This is a genomic window from Neomicrococcus aestuarii, from assembly GCF_014201135.1.
Taxonomy (GTDB): domain Bacteria; phylum Actinomycetota; class Actinomycetes; order Actinomycetales; family Micrococcaceae; genus Neomicrococcus; species Neomicrococcus aestuarii.
The window spans coordinates 2,373,128-2,393,630 of sequence record NZ_JACHDR010000001.1 but is presented as its reverse complement, the minus strand read 5'-3'; the positions used below and the strand labels follow the sequence as shown (position 1 = coordinate 2,393,630).

General features: G+C 58.4%; 14 protein-coding genes and 1 tRNA gene. 3 read left to right on the top strand and 12 right to left on the bottom strand.

The window, feature by feature from the left end; all coding sequences use genetic code 11:
• Positions 1 to 341: 341 nt before the first annotated feature.
• Positions 342 to 4,238 carry a DNA-directed RNA polymerase subunit beta' gene (locus HD598_RS10980; protein WP_183665893.1) on the bottom strand — a complete coding sequence of 1,299 codons (3,897 nt, stop codon included), beginning with the start codon at positions 4,236 to 4,238 and terminating at the stop codon, positions 342 to 344.
• A gap of 142 nt (positions 4,239 to 4,380) precedes the next feature.
• Positions 4,381 to 7,887 carry a DNA-directed RNA polymerase subunit beta gene (rpoB, locus tag HD598_RS10975; protein WP_183665891.1) on the bottom strand — a complete coding sequence of 1,169 codons (3,507 nt, stop codon included), beginning with the start codon at positions 7,885 to 7,887 and terminating at the stop codon, positions 4,381 to 4,383.
• A 243-nt stretch (positions 7,888 to 8,130) separates the two neighbouring features.
• Between rpoB and HD598_RS10970 the strand changes: the two genes are divergently transcribed.
• Entirely contained in the window at positions 8,131 to 9,363 is a 1,233-nt protein-coding gene (locus tag HD598_RS10970; RefSeq protein WP_183665889.1) for an acetyl-CoA C-acetyltransferase, read from the top strand.
• Here HD598_RS10970 and HD598_RS10965 read toward each other — a convergent pair.
• From HD598_RS10965 to HD598_RS10930, 8 genes are all read right to left on the bottom strand, one after another.
• Positions 9,360 to 10,520: an acyltransferase family protein gene (locus tag HD598_RS10965; RefSeq protein WP_183665886.1), complete on the bottom strand. Its 1,161-nt coding sequence runs from the start codon at positions 10,518 to 10,520 to the stop codon at positions 9,360 to 9,362. The two genes, HD598_RS10970 and HD598_RS10965, sit on opposite strands and share 4 nt — an antisense overlap.
• Before the next feature lie 152 nt (positions 10,521 to 10,672).
• Positions 10,673 to 11,053, bottom strand: coding sequence for a 50S ribosomal protein L7/L12 (gene rplL / locus HD598_RS10960; protein ID WP_071894954.1), 381 nt, complete (start codon positions 11,051 to 11,053; stop codon positions 10,673 to 10,675).
• Positions 11,054 to 11,110: 57 nt separating this feature from the next.
• Complete coding sequence (gene rplJ / locus HD598_RS10955; RefSeq protein ID WP_183665884.1) at positions 11,111 to 11,635, bottom strand: 50S ribosomal protein L10; 525 nt, start codon at positions 11,633 to 11,635, stop codon at positions 11,111 to 11,113.
• Between the two features lie 966 nt (positions 11,636 to 12,601).
• On the bottom strand, positions 12,602 to 13,306 hold the full coding sequence (gene rplA / locus HD598_RS10950) for a 50S ribosomal protein L1 (RefSeq protein ID WP_071894952.1): 705 nt from the start codon (positions 13,304 to 13,306) through the stop codon (positions 12,602 to 12,604).
• Between the two features lie 126 nt (positions 13,307 to 13,432).
• Positions 13,433 to 13,864, bottom strand: a complete 432-nt coding sequence (gene rplK, locus HD598_RS10945; protein ID WP_071894951.1) for a 50S ribosomal protein L11 — start codon at positions 13,862 to 13,864, stop codon at positions 13,433 to 13,435.
• A gap of 183 nt (positions 13,865 to 14,047) precedes the next feature.
• Positions 14,048 to 14,992 (bottom strand): transcription termination/antitermination protein NusG, encoded by a 945-nt coding sequence (nusG, locus tag HD598_RS10940; RefSeq protein ID WP_311539022.1) that lies wholly within the window; start codon positions 14,990 to 14,992, stop codon positions 14,048 to 14,050.
• 105 nt (positions 14,993 to 15,097) lie between these two features.
• Complete coding sequence (gene secE, locus HD598_RS10935) at positions 15,098 to 15,361, bottom strand: preprotein translocase subunit SecE (protein WP_071894950.1); 264 nt, start codon at positions 15,359 to 15,361, stop codon at positions 15,098 to 15,100.
• A 98-nt stretch (positions 15,362 to 15,459) separates the two neighbouring features.
• Positions 15,460 to 15,532: transfer RNA gene (locus HD598_RS10930), tRNA-Trp, on the bottom strand.
• A 158-nt stretch (positions 15,533 to 15,690) separates the two neighbouring features.
• Between HD598_RS10930 and HD598_RS10925 the strand changes: the two genes are divergently transcribed.
• Positions 15,691 to 16,881: a pyridoxal phosphate-dependent aminotransferase gene (locus HD598_RS10925; protein WP_183665883.1), complete on the top strand. Its 1,191-nt coding sequence runs from the start codon at positions 15,691 to 15,693 to the stop codon at positions 16,879 to 16,881.
• Between the two features lie 101 nt (positions 16,882 to 16,982).
• Here the strand turns inward: HD598_RS10925 and HD598_RS10920 are convergent, their stop codons facing one another.
• A complete protein-coding gene (locus HD598_RS10920; protein WP_071894948.1) occupies positions 16,983 to 17,660 on the bottom strand; it encodes a LuxR C-terminal-related transcriptional regulator in 678 nt (225 codons plus the stop codon).
• Entirely contained in the window at positions 17,657 to 18,952 is a 1,296-nt protein-coding gene (locus HD598_RS10915) for an ATP-binding protein (protein WP_183665882.1), read from the bottom strand. Before HD598_RS10915 ends, HD598_RS10920 begins: the two co-directional genes overlap by 4 nt.
• Positions 18,953 to 19,078: 126 nt before the next feature.
• Here HD598_RS10915 and HD598_RS10910 point away from each other — a divergent pair, with 126 nt between their 5' ends.
• Positions 19,079 to 20,503, top strand: coding sequence for a PspC domain-containing protein (locus tag HD598_RS10910; protein ID WP_183665881.1), 1,425 nt, complete (start codon positions 19,079 to 19,081; stop codon positions 20,501 to 20,503).

Below are 20,503 nucleotides of genomic sequence, written 5' to 3'. Positions count from 1 at the left end.
TGCTTGACACCGTTCGGCTTTTGGGATGAGATTCGCCCGCCATTGCCTATAACTAGGGCCGCGGGCTGCGGTTCAGTGGTTCGCCTTCTTCCAGTACGACGACGCAGCTCACCTCAGGCACTCCCCTGCAGTTCTGCGGGAGTATAGAAAGAAATGCTTCTGACTAGCGTTTTTCGCGTAAACAACTAAATGAGAATACACCCAGTTGTTTCTTCACCTCTGAGGGATTCTACTGGGCTGCACGAGCCACTCTCACACAGCCGTTAGGCTCTCACACAGCTGTTAACGGCGCAGGGCCCGCACTCCGAAGAGTACGGGCCCTGCGTTTCGTGAGCTATTCCTTAGCGGAAGTCGCCACCGAAGTTGTAGTCGTCCATCGACATGGCGAGGTAGTCCGGTGCACCCTGTGCGGTGTCCAGTCCCTCGTAGTCGAATCCGGAGAAGGCGCTTGGACCGGTGAAGACGTTTGCACGTGCTTCTTCGGTCGGCTCCACGTCAACCTGGGTGTAGCGATCCAAGCCGGTGCCGGCTGGGATGAGCTTACCGATGATGACGTTCTCCTTCAGACCAAGCAAGGTATCTTCCTTGGCTTCCATTGCCGCCTGCGTCAAGACGCGGGTGGTTTCTTGGAAGGATGCGGCCGAGAGCCACGATTCCGTAGCCAACGATGCCTTCGTGATACCCATGAGTTCGTCACGGCCGGATGCAGGAGTCAAGCCCTGCTGTACGGCCGCACGGTTCTCATCGGTGAAGCGAGCACGGTCGGTCAACTCGCCCGGGAGCAAGTTGGTGTCGCCGGACTCGATCACGGTGATGCGGCGAAGCATCTGGCGAACGATGACTTCCACGTGCTTATCGTGGATGCCCACACCCTGGGACTGGTACACGTTCTGAACTTCGCGAACCAAGAACTTCTGGGCTTCACGAGGGCCAAGAACACGAAGAACCTGCTTCGGGTCAATAGCACCGGCAACAAGCTGCTGGCCAACGGTGACGGACTCGCCATCCTTGACCAAGAGACGTGCACGACGCAAGACCGGGTAAGCAATCTCTTCGGTGCCATCATCAGGCGTGATCACCAAGCGAAGCTGGCGATCCGTGTCTTCGATGTTGACGCGACCTGCAACCTCGGAAATCGGAGCGACACCCTTAGGGGTACGCGCTTCGAAGAGTTCCTGAATACGAGGCAGACCCTGGGTGATGTCTTCTGCGGAAGCAACACCACCGGTGTGGAAGGTACGCATGGTCAGCTGGGTACCCGGCTCACCAATGGACTGTGCGGCAATAATGCCAACAGCCTCGCCGATGTCAACGGTCTTACCCGTTGCCAAGGAGCGGCCGTAGCAAGCTGCACAGGTTCCAACCTTGGACTCACACGTGAGTACGGAGCGAACCTTGACGGTGGTAACGCCAGCCTCAAAGAACTTGTTGATTGCAACGTCTCCCACGTCATCGCCGGCGCTGCCGAGGATTTCACCGTTGGCGTCAACGACGTCAACAGCCAGGGTACGTGCGTATGCAGAGTTCTCTACGGTCTCATCAAGAACCAACTCGCCCGTGGTCTCGTTTGGACGCGCGATCGTGACGGTCAAGCCACGCTCGGTGCCACAGTCAGCTTCGCGAACAATAACGTCCTGCGAAACGTCCACGAGACGACGCGTCAAGTAACCCGAGTTAGCGGTCTTCAACGCGGTATCAGCAAGACCCTTACGGGCACCGTGGGTAGCGATGAAGTACTCAAGAACGGACAAGCCTTCACGGTAAGAAGACTTAATCGGGCGAGGGATAATTTCGCCCTTCGGGTTGGACACGAGGCCACGGATACCGGCGATCTGACGCAATTGCAGCCAGTTACCACGAGCCTTGGAGGTCACCATACGGTTAATGGTGTTGAGCTTCTCCATGCCGTTCTTCATGGCCTCAGCAACTTCGTCAGTTGCCTTGTTCCAGATCTCGATGAGCTCCTGACGACGCTCGTCATCAGCGATCAAACCGGAATCGTAGTTCTGCTGAACCTTGAGAGCACGCTCTTCGTATGGAGCAAGGATGGCTGCCTTGTCCATGTTGGAGGTGATGTCAGAGATAGCAACCGTCACACCGGAGCGAGTAGCCCAACGGAAGCCAGCATCCTTGAGGTGATCAAGGGTCAATGCCACCTGAACCTTCGGGTAACGCTCAGCCAAGTCGTTAACAATCTCGGACAGCTTGTCCTTGCCCGCAACGCCTTCAACCCATGGGTAGTCCTCGGGAAGTGTGTCGTTGAACAGAACCTGACCCAGCGACGTCGTAATCAGTGCTGGCTCACCCTCAACCCAACCTTCAGGTGCAGGCATCTCGGAAGATGGCACGAAGTTTGGTACGCGGATGTTCACGATTGCGTTCAAGTGCAAATCGCGCTTATCCAACGCCATGACGGCTTCTGCTGGGGTCGAGAACGAACGTCCCTCACCCTTTTCACCTGGACGCTTGGTGGTCAAGTGGTGCAGACCAATGATCATGTCCTGGGAAGGCAAAGCAACTGGACGGCCATCGGACGGCTTCAGGATGTTGTGGCTCGAGAGCATCAGGATGCGAGCTTCAGCCTGAGCTTCTGGGGACAGCGGCAAGTGAACTGCCATCTGGTCACCGTCGAAGTCAGCGTTGAAGGCTGCACACACGAGCGGGTGAAGCTGAAGTGCCTTACCTTCAACGAGCTGTGGCTCGAACGCCTGGATGCCCAAGCGGTGAAGGGTAGGTGCACGGTTCAGCAGCACTGGGTGCTCGGTGATGATCTCTTCGAGAACGTCCCACACGTGTGGGTTGTAACGCTCCACCATGCGCTTAGCGCTCTTGATGTTCTGTGCGTGGTTGAGGTCAACCAAGCGCTTCATCACGAACGGCTTGAAGAGCTCAAGCGCCATCTGCTTAGGCAGACCACACTGGTGCAACTTCAGCTGCGGACCAACAACGATCACGGAACGGCCGGAGTAGTCAACGCGCTTACCCAAGAGGTTCTGGCGGAAACGACCCTGCTTACCCTTGAGCATGTCAGAGAGCGACTTGAGCGGACGGTTGCCCGGTCCGGTCACCGGACGTCCACGACGGCCGTTGTCGAACAACGAGTCCACAGCTTCTTGAAGCATGCGCTTTTCGTTGTTCACGATGATTTCCGGTGCACCCAAGTCCAACAAACGCTTGAGGCGGTTGTTGCGGTTGATCACACGGCGGTACAGGTCGTTGAGGTCGGACGTTGCGAAACGGCCACCGTCGAGCTGAACCATCGGGCGAAGCTCCGGTGGGATCACTGGAACGGCGTCAAGGACCATGCCAAGTGGCGAGTTGTCCGTGGACAAGAACGCGTTGACAACCTTGAGGCGCTTGAGGGCGCGGGTCTTGCGCTGGCCCTTGCCGTTCTGGATGATGTCGTGCAGCAGCTCAGATTCAGCGGCCATGTCGAAGTTCTCAAGACGCTTCTTGATAGCTTCGGCACCCATGGAGCCTTCGAAGTACAGTCCGTACTTTTCGCGCAGGGCGCGGTACAGGCCTTCGTCACCTTCAAGGTCAGCGACCTTGAGGTTCTTGAAGCGGTCCCAGACCTGGTCCATGCGTTCGATCTCAGCGTCGGCGCGCTTACGGATCTGCGCCATGGTCTTGTCGGCCATATCGCGAGCCTTCTTGGTAGCTGGGCTCTTAGCGCCCTCAGCTTCCAAAGCGGCAAGCTCGGTCTCAAGATCCTTCGCAACAGCGGCGATGTCGGCGTCGCGCTGATCCTGCAAGCGCTTCTTGTCGATGTCGTGCTGAGCCTGAAGGTTAGGCAATTCCGCGTGACGACGCTCTTCGTCAACAGAGGTGATCATGTAGGCAGCGAAGTAGATGACCTTTTCGAGGTCCTTCGGAGCCAAGTCAAGCAAGTAGCCCAAACGGGATGGGACACCCTTGAAGTACCAGATGTGGGTTACAGGAGCGGCGAGCTCGATGTGGCCCATGCGCTCACGGCGAACCTTGGCGCGGGTAACTTCAACGCCACAGCGCTCACAAATGATGCCCTTGAAGCGGACACGCTTGTACTTACCGCAGTAGCATTCCCAGTCACGTGACGGGCCGAAGATCTTTTCGCAGAACAAGCCGTCCTTCTCGGGCTTGAGCGTGCGGTAGTTGATGGTTTCCGGCTTCTTAACCTCGCCGTAGCTCCACTCGCGGATGTTCTCCGCGGTAGCGAGGCCAATGCGCATCTTGCCGAATGAGGGTTCGTTGGACATGTAGGTCCTGTCTCTCTCTTTTGCTTAGAAATCTTGTGAAGGGCGAGAGTTGATCTCGCCGAGGAGCGGGTAGTTTCGCTCGGTGATAAAGGGGAAATACGACGCCGCCGTTTGGCTTGGGTGCCTCGCGGCGGCTACCGCATTAGACCTCTTCTACCGAGTTCGGCTCCGCCCGCGACAGGTCGATTCCGAGTTCTTCGGCGGCCCGGAAGTGTTCTTCATCCGAGTCGCGCATGTCGATCAGCTGGTTATCAGCAGTGAGGACCTCAACGTTCAAGCACAAGGACTGCATTTCCTTGATCAAAACCTTGAAGGATTCCGGCACACCTGGCTCGGGGATGTTCTCGCCCTTGACGATGGCTTCGTAGACCTTCACACGACCGTGAATATCGTCAGACTTGATGGTCAAGAGTTCTTGGAGGGTGTAAGCGGCGCCATAAGCTTCGAGCGCCCACACTTCCATTTCACCGAAGCGCTGACCACCGAACTGTGCCTTACCACCCAATGGCTGCTGCGTAATCATCGAGTAAGGACCCGTGGAACGCGCGTGGATCTTGTCATCCACCAAGTGGTGAAGCTTCAAGATGTACATGTAGCCAATGGAGATTGGATCCGGGAACGGTTCGCCGGAGCGGCCGTCAATCAGACGAGCCTTACCGGTGGTCTCAACCAAGCGAACGCCATCGCGGGTTGGGTTGGTGTGACCCAAGATTCCGCGGATTTCGGTTTCGCTAGCACCATCGAACACTGGGGTTGCAACCGTCGTTGGACCGGTTTCACGCGGCAAGTTCGGAAGGTTCTTCACCCAATCAGGCTCGCCCTCGATCTTCCAACCCTGCTTAGCTGCCCAAGCGAGGTGGATTTCAAGAACCTGGCCCACGTTCATACGGCCCGGCACACCCAGTGGGTTCAAGACCACGTCAACTGGGGTTCCGTCTTCAAGGAATGGCATGTCTTCGATCGGGAGGATCTTAGAAATAACACCCTTGTTACCGTGACGGCCTGCAAGCTTGTCACCGTTGGTGATCTTACGCTTCTGGGCAACGTACACGCGGACCAATTGGTTCACGCCTGGTGGCAACTCGTCGTCGTCATCGCGATCGAAGATACGAACGCCAATAACGGTTCCGGATTCACCGTGTGGAACCTTGAGCGAGGTGTCGCGAACTTCGCGAGACTTCTCACCGAAGATAGCGCGGAGCAAGCGCTCTTCAGGGGTCAATTCGGTTTCACCCTTTGGAGTCACACGACCCACAAGGATGTCGCCAGCTTCAACCTCTGCACCGATGTGGATGATGCCGCGCTCGTCGAGCTGAGCAAGGATTTCTTCGGAAACATTCGGGATGTCTCGCGTGATTTCCTCGGCACCCAGCTTGGTGTCGCGAGCGTCAACTTCGTGCTCTTCGATGTGAATCGAGGTCAGCACATCGTCAGAGACCATGCGCTGGGACAGGATGATGGCGTCCTCGAAGTTGTGGCCTTCCCATGACATGAATGCCACGAGGAGGTTCTTACCGAGAGCCAATTCGCCCTTGTCCGTGGAAGGACCGTCAGCGATGATCGAGTTGAACTCAACGCGATCGCCTTCGGTCACGCGCACGCGCTGGTTGTAAGCGTTGCCCTGGTTAGAGCGAGCGAACTTCATGATCGGGTAGTGCGTCTGCGTTCCGTCATCGTTCATCACGGTGACGAGGTCAGCGGACACATCGGTCACGACGCCAGACTGACGAGCGGTGACAGAGTCGCCGGCGTCAACAGCTGCGAACTTCTCCATGCCGGTACCCACCAAAGGAGCCTCGGACTGAAGGAGTGGAACAGCCTGACGCTGCATGTTGGCACCCATGAGTGCGCGGTTAGCATCGTCGTGCTCGAGGAACGGAATCAAAGCCGTTGCCACAGACACCATCTGGCGTGGGGAAACGTCCATGTAGTCGATCTCAGCAGGCTCAACGAGCACAGGCTCACCGCCACCGCCACGTTCGCGGCAGAGGACCAGTTCTTCGGTGAAGAAGTTCTTCTCATCAAGAGGAGCGTTTGCCTGAGCCAACACTGCTTCGAGCTCTTCGTCTGCCGTGAGGTAGTCGATCTGCTCCGTGACCTGGCCGTTGACGACCTTACGGTACGGGGTCTCGATGAAGCCGAAGGCGTTGATGCGGCCGTAGGTTGCCAACGAACCGATCAGACCAATGTTCGGGCCTTCAGGGGTTTCGATGGGGCACATACGTCCGTAGTGAGACGGGTGAACGTCTCGAACTTCCATGCCTGCACGGTCACGAGAAAGACCACCTGGGCCAAGCGCAGACAAACGGCGCTTGTGGGTCAAACCGGCGAGCGGGTTGTTCTGGTCCATGAACTGGGACAGCTGGGAGGTTCCGAAGAACTCCTTGATAGCTGCAACCACTGGACGGATGTTGATCAGGGTCTGCGGCGTGATGGCCTCGACGTCCTGGGTGGTCATGCGTTCGCGAACCACGCGCTCCATACGGGAAAGACCCGTACGAACCTGGTTCTCGATGAGCTCGCCCACGGCGCGGATACGACGGTTGCCGAAGTGGTCGATGTCATCAACATCGATACGTACGTCAACCTCTTCGCCCTTGCGGACACCCTTCATGGTCTTCTCGCCAGCGTGGAGAGCAACCAAGAAGTGGATCATGGCAACGATGTCGTTCTCGGAAAGAACGGATGCCTTCGGGTCATTGAGGGCAACGTCAACACCGAGCTTGCGGTTGATCTTGTAACGACCAACCTTTGCGAGGTCGTAGCGCTTCGAGTTGAAGTACAAGTTCTCGAGGAGCGCCCAACCAGCTTCAACCGTTGGTGGCTCGCCCGGGCGAAGCTTGCGGTAGATGTCGAGAAGAGCTTCTTCGCGAGTCTTAACAGAGTCCTTCTCGAGCGTTGCACGGATCGAGTCGTAGCTGCCGAACTCTTCCAGAATGCGGGAGTCGGTCCAGCCAAGAGCCTTCAACAGGACAGTGACGGACTGCTTACGCTTACGGTCAAGACGAACGCCAACCTGGTCGCGCTTATCAATTTCGAGCTCGAACCAAGCGCCGCGGGACGGGATGATCTTCGCGGTGAAGATGTCCTTGTCACTGGTCTTGTCCGGCGTGCGCTCGAAGTAAGCACCAGGGGAACGAACCAACTGAGACACAACAACACGCTCGGTGCCGTTGATGATGAAGGTTCCCTTGTCCGTCATGAGTGGGAAGTCGCCCATGAACACGGTCTGCTGCTTGATTTCGCCCGTGGTGTTGTTCATGAACTCGGCCTTGACGTACAAAGGAGCCGCGTACGTTGCGTCGCGGTCCTTGCACTCGGCCATGGTGTACTTTGGATCTGCGAATTCTGGATCCGAGAAGCTCAAGGACATGGTGCCCTGGAAGTCTTCAATCGGGGAGATTTCTTCGAAGATTTCTGCCAGACCCGAGGTCGTTGCAAGTCCGTGGTCACCACGGGCTACAGCTTCCTCAACGCGAGCCTTCCAGGCGTCGTTGCCGACAAGCCAGTCAAAGCTTTGGGTTTGCAGCGCCAAGAGGTCAGGAACATCCAAAGGTTCCTGAATCTTAGCGAATGAGAGTCGACCTGCCGCTTCCGCGGTACGGGCCGAGCTAGCGGTATGGTTTGCTGGGGTGCTCGAGGCCACCAAGAGAGATCCTTCCACAGACCGTCATGTTTCCGGACGTTCCCCTCAGAGCGCACTAGTCGCTACTATGGCTGAGCCCACCGCTATATGAAGGCTGCAAAAAAATGAGGGAGACGCAAAGATCCATATTACACGCTTGCGCATAACATGTAAAAGCGAATTTCTCCACTCGATCACGGGTAGCCTAGTTCCTGAACACAGCGATGTGTCGTAGAACATATTTTGGGTGAGATTGTGAGGATTTCCATGACGTCAGATTCTGTCAATGACGACGCCGCAGCTGCGGTTTCGCTCGAAAACCCGCGTGATGCGGTGATTGTTGGGGGCGCACGTACCCCGTTTGGAAAGTTCAAGGGCGCTCTCGCCAGCCAGTCGGCAGTCGAACTCGGCGCTGTCGCTATCGTCGGCGCGTTGGAGAAGGCTGGGGTCTCCCCCGAAGCCGTTCAACAAGTCATCATGGGTCATGTGGTGCAAGCCGGGCAAGGTCAGAACCCGGCACGCCAGTCCGCTATCAAAGCGGGCCTTGGCTGGAACACCCCCACCGTCACCATCAACAAGGTGTGCCTCTCCGGCCTCGCCGCCATTACCGACGCCGCTCGGCTCGTTCGCCTGAACGAAGCTGACGTTGTGGTGGCAGGTGGCCAGGAATCGATGACGAACGCCCCTTATCTTCTCCCCGGCGCCCGCGTGGGCTGGAGCTACGGTGACATGAAGGCCGTTGACTCGGTAGCCTTCGACGGTCTCACGGACGCTTTCGACGGCCAATCCATGGGAATTTCCACCGAACGCAAGAACGGTGAGTTGGGCATTGCCCGCGAGCCTCAAGATGACGTTGCCGCCCAATCCCACCAGCGCGCGGGTAAGGCAGCAGCCGACGGCGTTTTCGACGACGAAATTGTTCCCGTCGTCATTCCGCAGCGCAAGGGCGACCCCGTTCAGGTAACCAAGGACGAAGGCATCCGCCCCGATTCCACAGTTGAATCCCTCGGCGCGCTTCGCCCCGCCTTCGACAAAGAAGGCACCATCACCGCCGGAAACTCCTCGCCACTTTCAGATGGCGCAGCCGCCGTCGTCATTACCTCGCGAGAGTACGCACAACAGCACGGGCTCACGATCCTCGCAACCATCGGCGCTCCCGGACAAGTCGCCGGACCAGACACGTCCCTGCATTCGCAACCGTCCAACGCCATCATCTCCGCGGTCCAGCGTCAAGGCTGGAACGTTGAGGATCTGGACTTCATCGAGATCAACGAAGCCTTCGGCGCCGTCGCCGTTCAGTCCCTCAAGGACCTGAACTACCCGCTCGAGAAAACCAACATCCACGGTGGCGCCATCGCACTCGGGCATCCCATTGGCGCATCCGGAGCGCGACTGGCCCTGCATGCGGCGCTTGAGCTGCGTCGTCGTGGTGGCGGAAAAGCAGCCGTCAGCCTCTGCGGCGGCGGCGGCCAAGGCGAGGCCCTGACCCTCTTCCTCTAGGAACTACGCAACCCCTTCTGGGCCGGTGCTGTCTCACGACGGTGCCGGCTCAGCTTTTTCTCCACCAACTTCGCGAGTCGCCCACCAAAGGGGACCTCAACCCAGCGGTTGACGCCCCACGCCGCCACGGCAATGAGCGCGATGACCAGCGCGAGCGTCGCCCAACGAGGCAGCACCGGAGACAGCAAACCAATGAGCCACCAGCCAATCACCTGATGCAACAGGTACATCGGGTACGTGATGGCGCCAGCCGTCTTCAACCCGCCGAAGTTCACGCGATTCAGCCGCGTGAGCGTCAAGATGCTCAACATCGCGAAGAAGCCCAACACGATCAACCAATAGGCGATCGCGGGCGGCTCGATCCCCACAAATTCCTTCGCCTCATGCGGGCCGTAAATGCTCGTGTGGAACGCCGCGATCGTGGCCGAAAGTATCAACGCCGCCCCACGTTGCCACGAGGGGCCAAACTTATAGATCAAAAAGAGCGCCATGCCGCCCGTGAAAAGCCCTGCATACTTCGGCATGAGCAACTGGGAAATCCAGACCTGCGCGGGACCATCCGGAAACGCCAGCTGAAGAATGAGTCCTACGACGGGCCAGATGAAGGCGAACGCGAGGACTTTTGTGGGTGTGAGCCATTTCAGACTCATGAGAAGCAGAATCATGATGTAGAAGCGAAGCTCCGCCCACAGCGTCCAATAGACACCGTCGACGTCCTCGATCTTGAAGGCGCCCTGGAACATGGTGAGGTTCACCAGAATCTCCCCCACCGTCAACGTGGGGCTGGGCTGCTGCCAAATAAAAAACACCAACGTACCGGTAATGATGACACCCACCCAATACGCCGGATACAAGCGGCCCACTCGCGAACCCACAAACTTCGCCTTGCTGCGGCCATAGCTGGATAGCAAGATCACGAAGCCAGAAATGATGAAAAAGAGCTGCACGCCCATGTTTCCGAAGACCGTGAACTGGGCCAGCTGTGGCCACGCTTGCGCCGCTGTTGCGGTTCCCCACCGATCGTGATGCCACGCGGTGTAGTGGTACAACACCACAATCACGGCCGCAATCAGACGAACCCCGTCGATCAGGGCGATTCGACCGTCTCGACCAGGGACGGTTTTGAGCGCCGAGAACTGGGAGGGGATGTTAGACATGACACAGAGAGCTTACCGTGACTATTTTGTGTCTCGACATAACTATGCGGCCGAGTTGCCGGATCATTCACAGACCCGCATTCAAAGCTTGGAAATGCGAGAATCCCCCGCCACCCGAAGGCGACGAGGGATTCTCGTGAATTCGAAACCTATTACTTGAGGGTAACGGTTGCGCCTGCTGCTTCGAGCTTTTCCTTAGCAGCTTCAGCGGTTTCCTTGTTAACACCTTCAAGGATTGCCTTAGGAGCGGAATCAACAAGATCCTTAGCTTCCTTCAGGCCGAGGGAAGTCAACGCGCGGACTTCCTTGATAACGCCGATCTTCTTGTCGCCAGCGGCTTCAAGAACAACGTCGAACTCGTCCTTCTCTTCAGCTGCGCCGGCATCGCCAGCACCGCCTGCAGGACCTGCAACTGCAACAGCAGCAGCGGTAACTTCAAACTTCTCTTCGAATGCCTTCACGAACTCGGAAAGTTCGATGATGGTCATTTCCTTGAACGCTTCAAGGAGCTCGTCGGTCGTGAGCTTCGCCATGGTGTGGCGTCCTTTCGTTGGGTGCGCTCTTCAGCGCAAAATGAATGGGGGTTGGGCCTAGGCCTCGGCAGGTGCCTCGGCAGCAGGTGCTGCGCCGTCGGTCTCTTCGAGCTTCAAACGCAAAGCATCGATGATACGAACTGCTGCAGCTGCCGGAGCCTTGAGGACGCCAGCAACCTTTGCGAGCTGGAGCTCGCGGGATTCAAGAGCAGCGAGAGCAGCGATGCCGCTTGCGTCAAGGGCCTTGCCCTCGAACACGCCGGTCTTGATGATGAGCTTGTCATTAGCCTTCGCGAAGTCCGTGAGCGCCTTGGCTGCTGCCACTGCGTCACCCTTGATGAAAGCGATTGCGGTAGGACCGGCAAGCTGGCCTTCGAAGGCCTCGATGCCGGCTTCCTTTGCCGCAATGCCAGCCAAGGTGTTCTTCACAACCGAGTACTTGGTTTCAGCACCAAGCGAACGGCGAAGTTCCTTCAACTGGCCAACGGAAAGCCCACGGTATTCGGTTAGGACAGCTGCTTCCGACTCTTTGAAATCGGTAGTGATCTCCTCAACTGCGGAGATCTTATTCGGCGTTGCCATAACCCTCCTTCCTGGGTTCGAATTCTTGTTGGCTGGAAGGAAGTCAATAAAAAACGCCCCGGTGCAGGTGCACGGGGCGTAAACATTCTTCGAGTTTTCACTCAACATTCACTGTGTGTCACCTACGCGGGCGTCCTCTTGATGAGGATCCTTCGAGTTCTTTGAGATCTCCGTCTTCAGCAATCAGCCGTTCATGACGAATCAGGAACAAGTTGACTGAATGAAACCAGAGAACACAAAAAACCAACCAACGGTCTTTGGTACGTACTACTTTAGCGGGAGTGCGGGTGTAACTCCAAATCCGCGGCCACTTTGCGACGTCAATCAGCCACTGCGGGAGATCGCGCGACCCATTCACGAGGTCACGTCACTGCATTTCGTGTTCGCAGCACTTGGTCACGTCCTTGTGAGGCCACTTTGCGACGACCGGGAAGCTGATCGTCGCTAGGCTTGCCGATTCGCCGCCAGGTCGCCAGGTCGCCAACGAACCTGCAAGTCTAGGGACGATTGACTAGCCCAACCGCAAAGGTGTCGCTCGTCGAGCCATGGGCAGGTCGAAGAAGCACCGGCAATCGTAGGCATTGTTGCAGATGCATGGTTCGGCGAACATCTCGGGCGCCATCTAGGCCACCGGATCGTAGCTGGTGTTGCGTTTCGCCCCTGTTTTCGGGCCCGCTGAGGGCCCATTTCCATCCAAATGTAGCTGGAGTTGCGAAATCACTGTCTCAATCAAGACGATCCCGCAACTCAGGCTACGAGTAACTCTGAATGGCCCCGAAGATGGAGGCGGCACCGCCCGATCGCCACGAGCCACCCGTCATCACCGGAAGTAGCGAGGTACGCGAGAGGCGGCACCCCGAGTTTTCGAGATGCCGCCTCTGCGACTAGCAGTCAATTAGCTCAGCATTCACTCCGAAGAGCGAAGGCCAGGGCTACATCAACCGCTTGAGTTAGAAAGCGTCTGAATTACTCAGAAACAACCTTGGTGACGTTCGGGTCAACCTGGATGCCAGGGCCGAAGGTCGTTGCAACGGTTGCCTTGGAGATGTAACGACCCTTAGAAGCGGAAGGCTTCAGACGGAGGATTTCATCCAATGCAGCTGCGTAGTTCTCGGCCAACTTGTTGGTGTCGAAGGAGACCTTGCCGATGATGAAGTGAAGGTTGGAGTGCTTGTCGACGCGGAAGTCGATCTTGCCACCCTTGATGTCGGTGACAGCCTTAGCAACATCCATGGTCACGGTGCCGGTCTTAGGGTTTGGCATGAGGTTACGAGGACCCAATACCTTACCAAGACGGCCAACCTTGCCCATGAGGTCCGGGGTTGCAACTGCTGCGTCGAAGTCGGTCCAGCCGGCGGCGATCTTTTCGATCAAGTCGTCGGAACCAACGAAGTCAGCGCCAGCTTCGCGAGCTGCGTCTGCCTTGTCACCGTTTGCGAACACCAAGACGCGAGCGGTCTTGCCGGTGCCGTGTGGGAGGTTGACCGTACCGCGGACCATCTGGTCTGCCTTACGTGGGTCAACACCCAAACGGAATGCAACCTCAACGGTTGCGTCCATCTTCGAGGTGGCCGTCTCCTTGGCGAGGGCTACTGCCTCGGCCGGGGTGTACAGCTTGTCCGCCTGAATCTTGGCGGCAGCTGCCTCATATGCTTTGCTGCGCTTTGCCATCTGCGTTTTCTCCTTATGCAGTCGTGGTCTGTTGGACCGCGCTCGGCCCTGCCACTACGACGTCGCTACTCGCTTCCGGCGAGATCATTGCGGGTCGTTTGTTAATGATTTGGTTCCGATCGAGGACTAGCCCTCGACGGTGATGCCCATCGAACGAGCGGTGCCGGCGATGATCTTGGCAGCAGCCTTGATGTCGTTGGCGTTGAGGTCTTCCATCTTGGAAGAAGCAATTTCCTCGACCTGAGCCTGGGTCAACTTTGCAACCTTGACGGTGTGCGGGGTCGACGAGCCCTTCTGGACGCCAGCAGCCTTCTTGATGAGCTCTGCTGCCGGTGGGGTCTTGGTGATGAACGTGAACGAACGGTCTTCGTAGACGGTGATTTCTACTGGGATAACGTTGCCGCGCTGGGATTCCGTTGCAGCGTTGTACGCCTTGCAGAATTCCATGATGTTGACGCCGTGCTGACCAAGTGCAGGACCGATTGGAGGAGCTGGGTTAGCAGCACCTGCCTGGATCTGCAGCTTGATGAGGCCGGTGACCTTTTTCTTGGGGGCCATGTCGGGTCCTTCTACTCTTCTTCTGCCCACGAACACAGGAGTGTGTTTGCGGGGTTTGGCTACCGTGGCGCGGTAGCCGAATCGTTTCCGCCAAGTAAGCGGCCTGACAGAAACGAAGTTTTCAAACTTTCAAGGCGAACCGGTTCAGGACGGATCCTGCAGTTCGCTCAAAGGGGGGGGTCGCTAGATCTTGTTGACCTGGCTGAACGAGAGGGTTACCGGGGTCTCGCGCTCAAACACGGAGATCAGTACCACAAGCTGGCGGGTCTCGAGCTTGATCTCGGAGATCGTGGCCGGCATGGTCTCGAACGGACCGTCGTTGACGATCACAGATTCGCCAACTTCGAAGTCCACGTTGACCTCGGAAATCGGGAGGCGAACAGCCTTGCCCGTCTCTTCAGCCTCAGCTTCAGCAACAACAGTGTGAGCGAGCATCGAAACAACTTCATCCAAGGTGAGCGGCACTGGATCGTGAGCGTTGCCCACGAAGCCCGTCACACCTGGAGTGTGGCGCACGGCGCCCCACGAAGCGTCCGTCAGTTCCATACGCACCAAGACGTAGCCTGGGATACGCACGCGGCGAACGATCTTCTTGGTGGTGTTCTTGATTTCCACGACCTCTTCCATGGGAACCTGGATTTCGTAGATGAAATCCTCCATGTTCAAGGTCTGGATACGAGTCTCAAGGTTTACCTTGACGCGGTTTTCGTAGCCAGCGTAGGAGTGGATGACGTACCAGTCACCAGGCTGACGACGCAGCTTGGTGCGGAACTCAGCAATGAGCTCTTCTTCGGTCTTGGCTTCGGCAGGTTCGCCGTCCTCGTCCTCAGCACCCTCTTCTTCAGAGGATCCTTCGGACTCACCGTCGGTATCGTCATCGTCGGACTCGGCGTCCTCAGACTCCGTGTCCTCATCCGCTACATCGACGTCCGCTTCTTCTTCTACGTCAGCCGACTCCGCCTCAACGGATGCGTCCTCAGCAACGGAAGCTGCGTCGTCGTTCTCTAGCGAGAAATTGTCAGCATCAGAGAAGGAAGCGTTAACGTCAGAAGCCACCGGTGCATCCTGCACATCGGCGCTCTCGTTCACTGCTTCGATTTCCTGCTGTTCGAGTTCTTCCCGAGACACTAAAGCTCCTGATTCCTGATTACTTGCCAGCCGTGACTATTTCACGCCCTCTTGCTTTCATAAGCCGTACGGCTTCGCCCATAGGCTCGTCCGCGAGGGGCTAGCTTACTGCTCTGGTGGATTTGTAAAGACGGCGATAGAGCCAGTTCCGAACAAGAAATCCAAGCCAGCAACCAGAAGCATGACCACGATGACGAAGCCAAGCACTACGAGCGTGTAGTTCAGCAACTCGCTACGAGTGGGGGTTACTACCTTGCGGAGCTCATCGATGACTTGTCGAAAGAACAGTGCGATGCGAGCGAAGAAGCCTCGCTTCGCTGCGCTATCACCGCGCGGCGATTGCGAAGAGTTCGCCGTCGTCTCAGTCACTTAGGTTCCTCCAGCAATGAATCATTGACGATCTCAGCGCGTCCGCACTGTGGCGGAACGTTGAAACCCCATCCCGCTCGGGGATAACTGCTACTGCGCAGGGCAGACAGGACTCGAACCTGCAACCTGCGGTTTTGGAGACCGCTGCGCTACCAATTGCGCCACTACCCTTCAGACGTTTGCACGCCGAGGAAATAGTTTACGCAATCAAAGCCCTCAAGTCGAACTGAGTACATCCTGCACATGAATCCGCGCTCAGCGATAGGCTGGTGACAACCGTTTTTCGGTTCGTTCCCCCTCTACATTTTCGAGCATCGAGGACAGTGACTATGGCCCGCATTTCACAACGCATCGGATCCATCGCAGAATCCGCCACTCTCGCGGTAGATGCCAAGGCAAAAGCCCTCAAGGCCGCGGGTCGTCCCGTCATTGGCTTCGGCGCTGGCGAGCCAGATTTCCCGACCCCGGATTACATCGTGGAAGCGGCCGTCGCCGCCGCGAAGCAGCCGAAGTTCCACCGTTACTCCCCTGCTGCCGGTTTGCCGGAGCTTCGTGAAGCGATTGCGCAAAAAACGGCGCGTGATTCTTCTTACAACATCGAGGCCTCGCAGGTTCTTGTCACCAACGGTGGCAAGCAGGCCGTCTTCAACACCTTTGCAACGTTGCTTGATCCAGGTGACGAAGTTTTGCTTCCTACCCCGTTCTGGACCACGTACCCGGAGGCCATTCGCTTGGCCGAGGGTGTTCCCGTGGAGGTTTTCGCTGGCCCAGAGCAGGGCTATTTGGTGACTGTTGATCAGCTTGAGGCTGCGTTGACGGAGAAGACCAAGATTCTGCTGTTCGTTTCCCCGTCCAACCCCACGGGCGCGGTTTACTCACCTGAGCAGGTCGCTGAGATTGGGCGCTGGGCTGCGGAAAAGGGTCTGTGGGTGGTGACGGATGAGATTTACGAGCACTTGGTGTACGACGACGCCTCGTTTACGTCGATTGCCACGGCTGCCCCTGAACTCGCAGATCGAGTGGTCATCCTTAATGGTGTCGCTAAGACGTACGCCATGACCGGCTGGCGCGTGGGATGGATGGCCGGCCCAGCCGATGTCATCAAGGCAGCCACCAACTTGCAGTCGCACACGACGTCCAACGTGGCGAACGTGTCCCAGATGGCAGCCCTCGCCGCTGTATCCGGCTCTTTGGATGCAGTGAATGAGATGAAGGTAGCCTTCGACCGTCGTCGCCGCGCGATGGTCGACGCCCTGAACTCGATCGACGGCATTGAGTGCCCCACTCCGAAGGGTGCGTTCTACGCATATGCGGATGTGCGCGGACTTCTTGGCCGCGAGATCGCAGGCGTTACGCCGCAGACCTCCGCCGAATTGGCTTCGCTGATCCTTGAACAGGCCGAAGTTGCCGTGGTTCCAGGCGAAGCATTCGGCCCGTCCGGATTCATCCGCTTGTCCTACGCACTCGGTGACGAAGACCTGCACGAGGGCATGGATCGCCTCAAGCGTTTCTTGGGCTAACAACGCCGGGCCACATAAGGCTCAGAGATAGCACCAACGCGGGGCACAACCCAGCAGATAAAAACTCAATGAAGTTCACCCCGATGGGCGTCGAATTGCTGCTAAATAATGCGGCGGTCCGACGCCCATCGTGCTAGTTCGTACCGATTGGACAACTGCAACTTCCGCAGAACCGCCGAGACATGAGTTTCCACCGTCTTGATGGAAATGAAGAGCTCTTTCGCGGTTTCCTTATAGGTGTAACCGCGCGCAATCAGCCGCATGACCTGCATTTCTCTCGCCGACAGCAGATCGAGATTGTCCTCGGTGTCAGTCGCCGCCGTCGTACCGAATGCGTCCAACACAAATCCCGCAAGCCGCGGAGAGAACACGGCATCCCCCGCAGCCACGCGATACGCCGCACTGGTGATGTCAGCGCCGGTAGCGGATTTCGTCAGGTATCCGCGAGCGCCGGCGCGGATCACGGCAACCACGTCTTCGGCGGCATCGGAGACGGACAGCGCCAAGAATCTCGTGGGCACGGACGCGCACGCTTGCGCCACTTCGGCTCCCCCGCCACCGCGGCCGCCGGGCAAGTGCACGTCGAGCAGAACCACGTCCGGGGCGAGCTCATGAATCGCGCGCACGGCTTCTTCGACGGACGCGGCCTCCCCCACAATGTTCAGTTCCGGCCCCAGTTCCGCGCGCAGGCCGGCACGGAAGATGCCGTGGTCATCGACGAGCACCACGCGCAATGGTTCACGAGCGCTACCGGGACTGTTCAGAGCGTCTTCGGTCATGCTGTTTTCTCCTGTTCGTGCGCGGTCACGGGTAGTTGGAGGGAGATTTCGCTCCCTTCGGGCGTGCTGGCGACTCGGGCCGTGCCGCCGTGGCGTTCCATGCGCCCCACAATGGAGTCTTTCAGTCCGCGCCGATCCTCCGGAATATCGGAGATCTTGAAGCCTGGCCCGTGGTCCCTGATGAAGATCTCAATGCGTTCTGGTGCGGCCTCACAGTAGACGGACACTTTGCCGCCACCGTGTTTGACGGCGTTGAGCATGGCTTCGCGCGTCGCGTGCAGGAGCGCTTCGGCACCGGGAAGCTCGCTCGGCGTGCTGCCCACGCTCACAATGCTGATCTCACCGCCGAAATCATCCTCAATCCGCCCGGCCTCACGCTTGATGTTCGCAAACAAGTCCGCCGCAACGTCCTCTTGATCGCCGTAAAGCCATTCGCGCAGCTCTCGTTCTTGAGAACGTGCGAGGCGCGCCACCATGGCGGGATCATCCGCGCGGCGTTGGATGAGCGCGAGGGTTTGAAGGACGGAATCGTGCAGGTGCGCTGCGATTTCCGCGCGCTCTGCCGCTCGCCACCCTGCGGATCGCTCCGCTACGAAGCGCCTCCACTCGCGGAGCGCCCACGGCAACAGCACCAGCACGACGCCAGCCAGGATCGCGACAGCAATGAGCGTTCCTGACACCAAAGAGTCAACCGGCACCACCCCGGTCAACAGAGCGAGTGCTCCACCTACCACCAGAACAAGCCCGGCGATCAGGCGAATCGCGCCAATCCAGCGTTCGGCGCCCACGCTCTTTCGCAGATCGCCACGACGGTCCGCATCGAGTTGCAGCCACGCCGTCACCGCACCCACCACGATGGCCGCCGCCGGCAGAATGATGCGCCATTCAACACTGAATCCAAAAATGGTTGCCGCGAGTAGCGCCGCGACCACGAGCAAGAGCGCACCTGCCAGCAGCTCGCGCCCGGCAATATTGCGGTTGACTTGGGCGGGCTCCTCCGCTGCGTTGAGGTCCTGTTGCTTTTGTTGCACGACGGCGCTGCTCACCGAGCGCTTTCCCGCTTCAGAAATACTGCGAGCGCGATCCGTCTCGCCAGCACGCGGTACGAAAATCCATAACCAGGCGTAGAGCAGGACACCGGCCCCGCCGAAGACGGTCAGCACTGCCATGGCGATACGGACGGCGCGGACATCCACGTCGAGGTGCCTCGCAACTCCGGTGCAGACACCCGCCACCCACTTTTCGGGTCCCCGCACCAAGGGCGGGCGTTGCAGCGGGGTCTCGGGAAGCATGCTTCCATCAAAACACGCTCAGGGTGTTTTAGGTGCAGGATTCGGGGGCGGAAGGGGGCCCGTTCAGGGTTCAATCAGGGTGTTACCTCATAGCGGGGATCCCCTGTACTTGGGAAGGATGGAGTCATGAACGATTCACTCTCTCCAACACCTGCCGAGGAACCGGGCCACGCGCCGTCGGACCCTTCGGATGACTCTCGTCCCGAGCCGCCCCGCGAACCGCCCCGAGCGCCAAGCCGCGAGCCTGGGTTCTTTGGCTGGTTGCGCTCTTTGCACATGCCACGGTCTCAAGATCGGTGGATCGGTGGTGTGGTGGGTGGCATCGCGAATCGAATTGGTATTGATCCAACGCTGGCGCGCGGCATCTTTGTGGTGCTGGGCTTGCTTTCGCTCGTTGGCCCCTTGGTCTATGGCGTGTTGTGGGCGCTGTTGCCAGAACCTGACGGCAGGATTCACGCTCAAGAAGCGGGTCGAGGCCGCTGGAGCGCCGGCATGACGGGCGCCACCGTCTTTGCGGCCATCGGACTGTTCAGTAGCCCCGGCTACTTTGGGCGGCGTTGGGGCAATGACGGGGATGCCGGAGACGTCATCCGGGTCCTTCTCACCCTTGCGGTGATCGGCTTCATCATCTACCTGATCACAACTACGCGCGGACGCCGGCCGAACGGCTCCTCCTGGACAGCTACAACAACTGGCACGCCTGGAGCGGCGTCTTCAGAGAAGGCAACTCACGCAAGCACCGCGTCGCCGTCGTATTCATACTCCTACCAGTACGACTACCCCAGCTCGACCGCGCCTCTCCACTCGGGATCGGCTCCGCAGTCCGGAACCGCGCAGCAACCGGGAGCGTATACGGACCCGCGTGCGCAAGAACGGTACGAGCGCGCCATGGAGCGTGAACGCGTGGCCCGCGAACGCGCCGCACGTCCCAAGCTCCCGGGCAACATCGCGATGATCTTCTTGGGCTTGGCGCTCCTCACGGTGGGCTTCTTGGTCTTCGCCAACATCGAAAACTGGATCCCGGGATTCGAAATCACGGCTGGCACCATCGCGGCTGCAGCACTCTTAGTGCTAGGTCTGGGCCTCGTTTTCGCGGCGAGCACTCGCCGACGCGGAGGCGCTTTGGTGCCCTTCACGATTGTGGTCCTGATTTTCACCATGATCTCTGCTGCACGTGATCACACCGAGCTGACCACGTACCCCGCCTATGTGGGCACGGGTGCCGGTGTTGACCAGCCCACCATCTTTGGAACCCGCACGGTTGACCTGCGCGATGTGTCCAACGAGATCTCTGAGGACACCACGGTGAGTGTCACGAGCGCTTTCAGCACGCTGAACCTCAAAGTTCCCAACGATCGCCGCGTAGTGATCGACGCCGAAGCCGCGTTCTATTCGCTATCCATCACCGACGCCGACGGGGAAAGCAGTCGCTCGACAGGTCTTGCGGTAAACAGCCCCTACATCATCAACGGCGAGGTCACTGGCCCCACCCTGACCGTGAACGTCGAGGGCGCCTTCAGCAGCCTCGAGGTCACGACGGAGGAGAATTAG